Here is a 9,017-nt window from a genome sequence, read left to right on the forward strand (position 1 = left end):
CCGAAATAACGGCCCAGCAAATAGCTGGGCTTTGCCAGCCATTGCAAGGAGACTTCCATGGACGTCATTGCTGCTACCGAATATCTGGCTCGCTCCTCCACGCTGACCAGCGTCGGCTGGATCGGCTACATCATCATCGGCGGTCTGGCGGGCGCGATCGCCAGCCGGATCATCAGGGGCAGCGGTGCCGGCATCCTGATGGACATCGTCATCGGAATTGTCGGCGCGCTGATCGGCGGCTTCATCCTGAGCTTCTTCGTCAACACCGCGGGTGGTGGCATTATCTTCACCTTCTTCACCGCGCTGCTCGGAGCCCTGCTCCTCCTCTGGGTCGTCGGCATGGTGCGGCACAGGACCTAACGGCTTAACCCGTTGCGGCCGTGGTGGTTAGCGGCATGATGGATTGATGCCTCCACCGGTGACCACCACGGCAATGCGGGCTTGGCGTGTGCGTCGGCCCGGACCGATCAACACCGGCCCGCTGGAGCAGGTCAGCGCCGAGGTGCCACACCCCGGCCCCGCCGAACTGCTGGTGGCGGTGCGCGCCTGCGGCGTCTGCCGCACCGACCTGCACGTCACCGAAGGTGACCTGCCTGTGCATCGGGACCGGGTCACCCCCGGTCACGAGGTGGTCGGGGAGGTCATCAGGATGGGTGAGCAGGCCGGCGACGAGTTCCGGGTGGGGGACCGGGTGGGCATCGCCTGGCTGCGCCACACCTGCGGCGTGTGCGCCTACTGCCGCCGCGGCGACGAGAACCTCTGCCCCGATTCCCGCTACACCGGTTGGGACGCCGACGGCGGTTACGCCGAATTCGCCACGGTCCCGGCCGCTTTCGCCCATCCCTTGCCGAGCGGCTACAGCGACAGCGAGCTGGCCCCCTTGTTGTGTGCGGGCATCATCGGCTACCGCTCGCTACAGCGCGCCGAGCTGCCGCCCGGCGGCCGCCTGGGCCTCTACGGCTTCGGTGGCAGCGCGCACATCACGGCGCAGGTGGCGCTGGCGCAAGGCGCCGAGGTGCACGTGATGACCCGCGGATCCGAGGCGCAGGAGCTGGCGTTGAAGCTCGGCGCGGCGTCGGCGCAGGGTGCGGCCGACCCACCCCCGGTGCCGCTGGATGCCGCGATTTTGTTTGCCCCGGTGGGTGATCTGGTGCTGCCCGCGCTGGAAGCGCTGGACCGTGGCGGAACCCTCGCGATCGCCGGGATCCACCTGTCCGACATCCCGGCCCTGAACTATCAGCGTCACCTGTTCCAGGAACGCCAGGTCCGATCGGTCACATCCAACACCCGGGCGGACGCGCGGGCCTTCCTGGCCTTCGCAGCAAAGCACCACATCGAGGTGACGACGCCGGAATATTCGCTCGGGCAAGCGGATCGGGCGCTGGCCGATCTGAGTGCGGGCCGCATCGCTGGAGCGGCGGTGCTGCTGGTCTGATCCGGCGTCAGGTGGACAGGTGCCACACCAGCGCGGCGGCCAGCGCTCCGAGCCCGTTCAACGACCAGTGCAACGCGATGGGCGCGATCAGGCTGCCGCTGCGCCGGCGCAGCCAGCTGAAGACGAAGCCGGCGGCCCCGGTCGCCAGCACGGCCCCGGTCACCCCGGCCATCATGCCCACGATTCCGCCGCCGAACAGCCGGGTGAAACCGACGTTGCTGCTGGTCAGCCCGAGCGACGTGGCGACGTGCCACAGCCCGAACAACAGCGAACCCGCCAGCGCCACGCCGCGAAAGCCCCAGGCCCGGTTGAGCGCGCCGTGCAGGACGCCCCGGAAGGCCAGTTCCTCGGGGATGACGGTCTGCAGCGGGATGACGACCATCGAGGCGATCATCGCCCCGGAGACCGTGGCGTAGCGGTTGTTCATGAACAGCGGCCGGGTCTCCGGCAGCAGCACGCCCAGCGCGATCACCGACGCGACGACGGCCACGGCGGCCAGCGCGTAACCCATGCCCGGCTTCCAGTGCTCGCGGCCCAGGCCGAGGTCCGCCCAGCCCAGGCCCCGCCAGCGCATCAAAATGACCAGCCCGACGGCCGCGGCCGGGACGGTGGCGATGCTCGCCCACGGGGTGGTGAAGTGCGCGATCAGGTTGGTCAGCACCAGCACCACGACGACGACGGCGATGTCGAGGTGGATCCGGAATCGGTGCAGCGCCGAGAGCTGAGACACCGCGGGTTGAATATCGGCTGTCCCGGTGGCGTCAAGCATCCGACCAGTTTACCGGCGCCGGACGGTCCGACCGGGTTGCTCGCATCACTGCTCGCGCGACTGCCAGGTCCAGCCGGCGATCTTCGGGTCGTCCTCGCCGTGCTCGCGGGTGTACATCCGCGCGGCGAGCCGGGCGTCGACCATCCGCTGCCGCAGTATGGCGGCGCGACTGGCCAGCCCGTCCACCCGGTCGATGACATCTATGACCAGGTGGAAGCGGTCCAGATCGTTCAGCATCACCATGTCGAACGGCGTCGTCGTGGTGCCGCGCTCCTTGAAGCCGCGCACGTGCAGGTGGGCGTGGTTGGTGCGGCTGTAGGTGAGCCGGTGGATCAGCCACGGATAGCCGTGGTAGGCGAAGATGACCGGCTTGTCGCGGGTGAACAGCGCGTCGAACTCGCGGTCCGGCAGCCCGTGCGGGTGCTCGGAATCCGGCTGCAGCCGCATCAGGTCGACGATGTTGATCACCCGGACGCCCAGCTCCGGCAGCTCGCGGCGCAGGATGTCGGCGGCGGCCAGCGTCTCCAGGGTGGGGATGTCGCCGGCGCAGGCCAGCACCACGTCGGGTTCGTCGGTGGCCGTGCTCGCCCAGGGCCAGATGCCCAGGCCGCGGGTGCAGTGCGCGATCGCGGAGTCCATGTCGAGGTAGGCCAGCGCGGGCTGCTTGCCGGCGACGATGACGTTGATGTAGTCGCGGCTGCGCAGGCAGTGATCGGCCACCGAGAGCAGTGTGTTGCCGTCCGGCGGCAGGTAGACGCGGGTCAGCTCGGGGCGCTTGTTGGCGACGAGGTCGATGAAGCCCGGGTCCTGGTGGGACGCGCCGTTATGGTCCTGACGCCAGACGTGCGAGCTGAGCAAGTAGTTGAGCGACGCGATCGGCCGGCGCCACGGCAATTCCCGGCTGGTGGCAAGCCACTTCGCATGCTGGTTCATCATCGAGTCGACGATGTGCACGAACGCCTCGTAGCAGTTGAACAGCCCGTGCCGCCCGGTCAGCAGATAGCCCTCCAGCCAGCCCTGGCACAGGTGCTCGGAGAGCACCTCCATCACCCGGCCGTCGGGCGCCAGGTGCTCGTCCACGGGCTCGACCTCCGAAAGCCACACCTTGTCGGTCGACCCGAAGACGGCGTCGAGCCGATTGGAGGCCGTCTCGTCGGGCCCCATCAGCCGGAATCGGTCCCGGTTGCGCGCGATCACGTCGCGCAGGAACGCGCCCAGCACGCGGGTGGCCTCGTGCGTGGCCGCCGCCGGCCGCTCGACGGCCACGGCGTAGTCGCGAAAGTCCGGCAGGTCCAGGTCGTGCAGCAGCAGCCCGCCGTTGGCGTGCGGGTTGGCGCTCATCCGGCGATCGCCTTTGGGTGCCAGCGCACGTAATTCGTCGCGCAGCCTGCCGTTGTCGTCGAAAAGCTCATCGGGCGCGTAGCTGCGCAGCCACTCCTCCAGCTGGGCGCGGTGCTCGGGATTGTCGTGCGTCTCGGACAGCGGCACCTGATGCGAGCGCCAGGTGCCCTCGACCTTCTTGCCGTCCACCACCTTGGGCCCGGTCCAGCCCTTGGGCGTGCGCAACACGATCATCGGCCACACCGGGCGCTGCGCCTGCCCGCCGCCGCGGGCCGCGCTCTGGATGGCCGCGATGTCGTCGAAGGCGTCGTCGAGCGCGGCCGCCAGTTGCCGGTGCACGTCGGCCGGGTCCTGGTCTTCATGCGCGGCGACCGTGATCGGCCGGTAGCCGTAGCCGCGCAACAACGACTCCAGCTCGTCGTGCGGGATGCGGGCCAGCACCGTCGGGTTGGCGATCTTGTAGCCGTTGAGCGCCAGGATCGGCAGCACGGCGCCGTCGGTCACGGGGTTGAGGAACTTGTTGGAGTGCCAGCTGGCGGCCAGCGGTCCGGTTTCGGCCTCGCCGTCGCCGACGACGCAGGCCACCACCAGGTACGGGTTGTCCAGGGCCGCGCCGTAGGCGTGCACCAGCGCGTAGCCGAGCTCACCGCCCTCGTGGATGGATCCCGGCGTCTGCGCCGCGACGTGGCTGGGGATGCCGCCGGGGAAGGAGAACTGCCGGAACAGCTTGCGCAGCCCTTCGGCGTCCTCCTCGATGCCGGTGTACACCTCGCTGTAGGTGCCTTCCAGGTAGGCGTTGGCGACCAGCCCGGGGCCGCCGTGACCCGGCCCGGTCACGTAGATGACGTCGGCGTCGCGGTTGCGGATGATCCGGTTCAGGTGGGCATAGACGAGGTTGAGCCCGGGCGTCGTGCCCCAGTGCCCCAGCAACCGCGGTTTGACGTGCTCGGTGGCCAGCGGCTCGGTGAGCAGCGGGTTGTCCAGGAGGTAGATCTGCCCGACCGACAAATAATTGGCGGCGCGCCAGTACTTGTCGAGCAGAGCGAGTTCGTCGTCGGAGAGCGGAGATTCGGTGGGCGCGGAGGTGCGGGTTTCTAGGCTCACCCGCCCGATTGTCCGCCCCTTCGGTGAACAATGCTCGTGCGCGGTTACTCTTCGCCGCGGGCGCGGGCCTCGTACGCCCGGCGCTTGGCGACGTCGACGTCGTCGGTGAAGACGTGATCACCGCCCAGCATTCGGTTGAGCCCCTCGGCAATTCGGCGCGGCCAGAACTTCTGGGACACCACCATGGCGCCCGCCGCCTTGGTGAACCGCACCCGCGGCTTGGGGTGGGCCACCAGGTTGACGATCGCGCCGGCGATCTCGGTGGGTTCGGCGTTCCGGAACCCCTTCATGCCTGGAGTCCCGGCGACCAGCTCGGTGTTGACGAACGTCGGCAACACCAGCGAGAACTTCACGCCGGCGTCGTGGTACTCCAGCCGGGCCGAGTCGGTGAATCCGATCACCGCGTGCTTGCTGGCGCAGTAGGTGGCCAGGCCGACGATGTTGAGTTCACCGGCCAGCGAGGCGACGTTGATGACGTGCCCCTTACCGCGCGGCGCCATGCGCTGGGCGGCCAGTTTGCTGCCGACGATCACGCCGTAGACATTGATGTCCAGGATCCGCCGGGTGACCGCGTCCGGCTCGTCGACGACCTTGCCGACGGGCATGATGCCGGCGTTGTTGATCAGCACGTCGATCGGGCCGAGCTGGCGCTCGACCTCGTCCAGGAAATCGGAGAACGACCGTGGATCGGTGACGTCGAGCTTCCCGTAGACGTCGAGACCCAGATCGGCGCCCGACTCCTTCACCCGCACCTCGTCGACGTCGCCGATGGCGACCTTGGCGCCCAGATTGTGCAGCTCGGTGGCGGTGGCCAGCCCGATACCCCGGGCGCCCCCGGTGATCACGACGACCTTGCCTTTCAGCCGGCCGCTGCCCTTCAGGCCGATCGAAACCGTGTCTGCCATTCCGGTCCCCTCCAGTTTCTTGACGGGTGTCAACTAGACCACGGGCTAAGCACAGCACTCGACGTCGCCCCGCGCAACAATCCCCGGTGACCTGCCGGTTCAGCTCAGGGCGAACCAGACCAGGCTGGCGCCGCCGGCCAAGGCGCAGTAGATCGCGAACGGCGTCAGCGTGCGGGTCTCGAAATACCGTGTCAGGAAGCGCACGGCGAGATAGGCGCACACGAATGAGGCGACGCTGCCGGCCAGCACCTGGCCGCCGATTCCGGCGCCGAGCGGCCCGAAGAGTTCCGGGATCTTGTACACGCCCGCGGCCAGGATGATCGGGGTCGCAAGCAAAAAGGAGAATCGGGCGGCGTCTTCGTGCGACAAGCCGCGCCACAGTCCGGCGACGATGGTGATTCCCGAGCGGCTGATGCCGGGCAGCAGCGCGAGGATCTGCGCCGCACCGATCACCACGCCGCGGGGCAGCGGGAGTTGGGCGAGCCGGTGGTCGGAGGCCTCGTCGCCGTGTTCGGCTTCCCCGCCGGCCGTCGCGGCCGCATCCGGTGCGGGCGCGATGCGTCGGCGCAGCATCTCGCCCACATACAGGGCGATGCCGTTGAGCAACAGGAAGGCCGCCGCGGGGACGGGTTTGCCGAGTGTGGTGCGGAACAGCTGTTCCAGCAGGAGCCCGGCCAGGCCCACCGGGATGGTGCCCCCCACGATCAGCCAGGCGAGCCGTTCGTCGGGCGTCTGAATCCGCCGATGGCGCAGCGAGGTGATGAAGCCCGTCAGGATGCGCACCCAGTCGCGCCAGAAGAACACCAGCAGGGCCGCGGCGGTGGCCACGTGCAGGCCCACGATGAACGCGAGGTACGGCGATTTGGGGGCGGACACGCTGAGGTCCTGGGCCCATCGCCCGCCGACCAGCGCCGGCACCAGCACCGCGTGCCCCAGGCTGGACACCGGGAACAGCTCGGTGACGCCTTGGAACGCGCCGACCACCACGGCCTCCACGTAGCTCAGGTGCGCGGTCATAGTGCTGCCTCCATGAGACGACGGACGGGTCGGGCGGATCGGCCTGTGACGATAGCCGACGCCGACCTTCGGCCGAACGTTGCTCCGCAGCCGACCGCGCGCCCGCCGAATCAGCTTGCCCGCCCGGCACTTTGGCCGCCGCGGTGGCCGATCGGCGCCGGGAACGCCCGCCGCGCAGCGGCCTGACCAGGCAGGTACGGTGTCCAGATGGCCGACGGATTGCTCGATGCCGTGCGTGTCCTCGACTTGTCGAGCGGCGTCGCGGACGCGGTCACCAGGCTGTTCGCCGACCTCGGCGCCGACGTCCTCAAGGTGGAACCGCCGGGCGGTTGCTTGGGACGCGACGCGCTGCCCACGCTGCGCGAGGCCAGCATTCCGTTCGCGATGCACAACGCGAACAAGCGCAGCGCGGTGCTCGATCCGTTCGACGACGAAGACTGCGACCGCTTCCTGGATCTGGCCGCCGAGGCCGACATCGTCGTCGACACCGGCGCCGACGAGCGCGGAGCCATGTTCGGGACCTCGGGCGAGGAGCTGGCGGCCCGCTATTCGCACCTGGTGGTGCTGTCGATCACCGACTTCGGTGCGACGGGTTCGCGGTCGTCGTGGCGTGCCACCGATCCGGTGTTGTACGCGATGTGTGGCGCGTTGTCGCGCTCCGGTCCCACCACGGGCACCCCCGTGCTGCCACCGGACGGCATCGCGTCGGCGACCGCCGCGGTTCAGGCGGCGTGGGCCGCGCTCGCGGCGTACTACAACCGATTGCGCTGCGGCACAGGCGATTACATCGACTTCTCCTGGTTCGACGCCGTCGTCATGGCCCTCGATCCCGCCTTCGGCGCGCACGGTCAGGCCGCCGCCGGGGTCCGTCGCAGCGGGCGGTGGCGGGGCCGGCCGAAGAACCAGGACGCCTACCCGATCTACCCGTGTCAGGACGGATACGTCCGGCTGTGCGTGATGGCGCCGCGCCAATGGCGGGGCCTGCGGCGCTGGCTGGGGGAGCCGCAGGAGTTCCAGGACCCGAAATACGACGCGATCGGTGCGCGGTTCGCGGCCTGGCCGCAGATCAGCGAGCTGATCCGGGAGCTGTTCGCCGGGCAGACCATGAAGGACCTGGTGGCCGCCGGTCAGGCGAACGGGGTGCCGATCGCCGCGGTGCTGACGCCCGCCCGGATCCTGGGGTCCGAACACTTTCAGGTGGTGGGCGCCATCACCGACGCCGAACTTGTCCCCGGCGTGCGCACCAGCGTGCCGACCGGATATTTCGTCGTCGACGGCCGGCGCGCGGGTTTTCGCACGCCGGTACCGGCCGCGGGCCACGACGAGCCGTATTGGCGGGGCAATCCGTCAGTGGTGCCCTCGTCCTCGGGCCGGCTCGGCGACTATCCCTTTGCCGGGATGCGGATCCTCGATCTGGGCATCATCGTCGCCGGTGGCGAGCTGAGCCGGTTGTTCGGTGACCTCGGTGCCGATGTCATCAAGGTCGAAAGCGTCGATTACCCGGATGGATTGCGGCAGGCCCGGGTCGGCGATGCCATGAGCGAGTCGTTCGCCTGGACGCACCGCAACAACCGAGGGTTGGGACTGGACCTGCGCAGCGCCGAGGGCAAGAAGATCTTCGGCCGCCTGGTGGCCGAGGCCGACGCGGTGTTCGCCAACTTCAAGCCGGGAACCCTTACGGCACTGGGTTTTTCCTACGATCAGCTGCGCGCCGTCAACCCGCGGATCGTGCTGGCCGAAAGCAGTGCGTTCGGCGACACCGGGCCGTGGAGCGCCCGATTGGGCTACGGCCCACTGGTCCGCGCGACCACCGGGGTCACCCGGCTCTGGACGTCCGACGGCGCCCAGGGCGAAGCCGACACGTGCAGGCACGGGTTTTACGACGCGACGACGGTCTTCCCCGACCATGTGGTGGGGCGGGTCACGGCGATCGGCGCGCTGGCCGCGCTGATCCACCGCAACCGGGTCGGCCGGGGAGCCCACGTGCACATCTCGCAGGCCGAAGTCGTGGTCAACCAGCTCGACACGCTGTACGTCACGCAGGCCGCGCTGGCCGCGGGTGTCGCGCAGATCCGCGAGGACACCAGCCTGCATGCGGTCTACCCCTGCGCGGGAGACGACGAATGGTGCGTCATCTCGATCCGTTCTGACGACGAATGGCGCCGCGCCGCTTCGGTTTTCGACCATGTCGGGTGGGCTGACGATCCGCGCTTCGCCACCGGCGAAGCGCGGCTGAACCATCGCGACGAGCTGGTGGAGCTGGTCTCCGGCTGGACCCGCACGCGCACACCGCTGCGGGCGGCCGAGCTGCTGCAGTCGGCCGGGGTGCCCGCCGGGCCGATGAACCGCCCGCCGGACGTACTCGAGGACCCGCAGCTGATCGCGCGAAACGTGTACAGCCCCATGACGCATCCGCTGATCGAAAGCCCGTTGCCGGCCGAGACGG

General features: G+C 69.3%; 7 protein-coding genes. 3 read left to right on the plus strand and 4 right to left on the minus strand.

The annotated features are described in order from the left end of the window. Positions 1-57: 57 nt before the first annotated feature. Both A5708_RS13960 and A5708_RS13965 read left to right on the plus strand, forming a co-directional pair. Complete coding sequence (locus tag A5708_RS13960) at positions 58-360, plus strand: GlsB/YeaQ/YmgE family stress response membrane protein (protein WP_064950814.1); 303 nt, start codon at positions 58-60, stop codon at positions 358-360. 46 nt (positions 361-406) lie between these two features. Beyond that, positions 407-1,435, plus strand: a complete 1,029-nt coding sequence (locus A5708_RS13965) for a zinc-binding alcohol dehydrogenase family protein (protein WP_065029197.1) — start codon at positions 407-409, stop codon at positions 1,433-1,435. A gap of 7 nt (positions 1,436-1,442) precedes the next feature. Here the strand turns inward: A5708_RS13965 and A5708_RS13970 are convergent, their stop codons facing one another. The 4 genes from A5708_RS13970 to A5708_RS13985 all read right to left on the minus strand — a co-directional run bounded on the left by A5708_RS13970 (position 1,443) and on the right by A5708_RS13985 (position 6,571). Then, positions 1,443-2,204: a CPBP family intramembrane glutamic endopeptidase gene (locus A5708_RS13970; RefSeq protein WP_065029198.1), complete on the minus strand. Its 762-nt coding sequence runs from the start codon at positions 2,202-2,204 to the stop codon at positions 1,443-1,445. 45 nt (positions 2,205-2,249) lie between these two features. Further along, positions 2,250-4,649 (minus strand): phosphoketolase, encoded by a 2,400-nt coding sequence (locus A5708_RS13975; RefSeq protein WP_065029199.1) that lies wholly within the window; start codon positions 4,647-4,649, stop codon positions 2,250-2,252. A 44-nt stretch (positions 4,650-4,693) separates the two neighbouring features. Continuing rightward, positions 4,694-5,554, minus strand: a complete 861-nt coding sequence (locus tag A5708_RS13980; RefSeq protein WP_065029200.1) for an SDR family oxidoreductase — start codon at positions 5,552-5,554, stop codon at positions 4,694-4,696. Between the two features lie 99 nt (positions 5,555-5,653). Next, a complete protein-coding gene (locus A5708_RS13985) occupies positions 5,654-6,571 on the minus strand; it encodes an undecaprenyl-diphosphate phosphatase (protein ID WP_065029201.1) in 918 nt (305 codons plus the stop codon). A 207-nt stretch (positions 6,572-6,778) separates the two neighbouring features. Here A5708_RS13985 and A5708_RS13990 point away from each other — a divergent pair. Next, positions 6,779-9,017, plus strand: a 2,239-nt coding sequence (locus tag A5708_RS13990) for a CaiB/BaiF CoA-transferase family protein (protein ID WP_065029202.1), incomplete at its 3' end; no start/stop codon positions are given.

The sequence above is a fragment of the Mycobacterium colombiense genome (genome assembly GCF_001672755.1).
Taxonomy (GTDB): Bacteria; Actinomycetota; Actinomycetes; order Mycobacteriales; family Mycobacteriaceae; genus Mycobacterium; species Mycobacterium colombiense_C.

What these genes read in the sequence shown, in the direction of transcription:
- A5708_RS13965 (WP_065029197.1), top strand. Translation starts at nt 407, where the DNA reads ATGCCTCCACCGGTGACCACCACGGCAATGCGGGCTTGGCGTGTGCGT.
- A5708_RS13970 (WP_065029198.1), bottom strand. Translation starts at nt 2,204, where the DNA reads ATGCTTGACGCCACCGGGACAGCCGATATTCAACCCGCGGTGTCTCAG.
- A5708_RS13985 (WP_065029201.1), bottom strand. Translation starts at nt 6,571, where the DNA reads ATGACCGCGCACCTGAGCTACGTGGAGGCCGTGGTGGTCGGCGCGTTC.
- A5708_RS13960 (WP_064950814.1), top strand. Translation starts at nt 58, where the DNA reads ATGGACGTCATTGCTGCTACCGAATATCTGGCTCGCTCCTCCACGCTG.
- A5708_RS13980 (WP_065029200.1), bottom strand. Translation starts at nt 5,554, where the DNA reads ATGGCAGACACGGTTTCGATCGGCCTGAAGGGCAGCGGCCGGCTGAAA.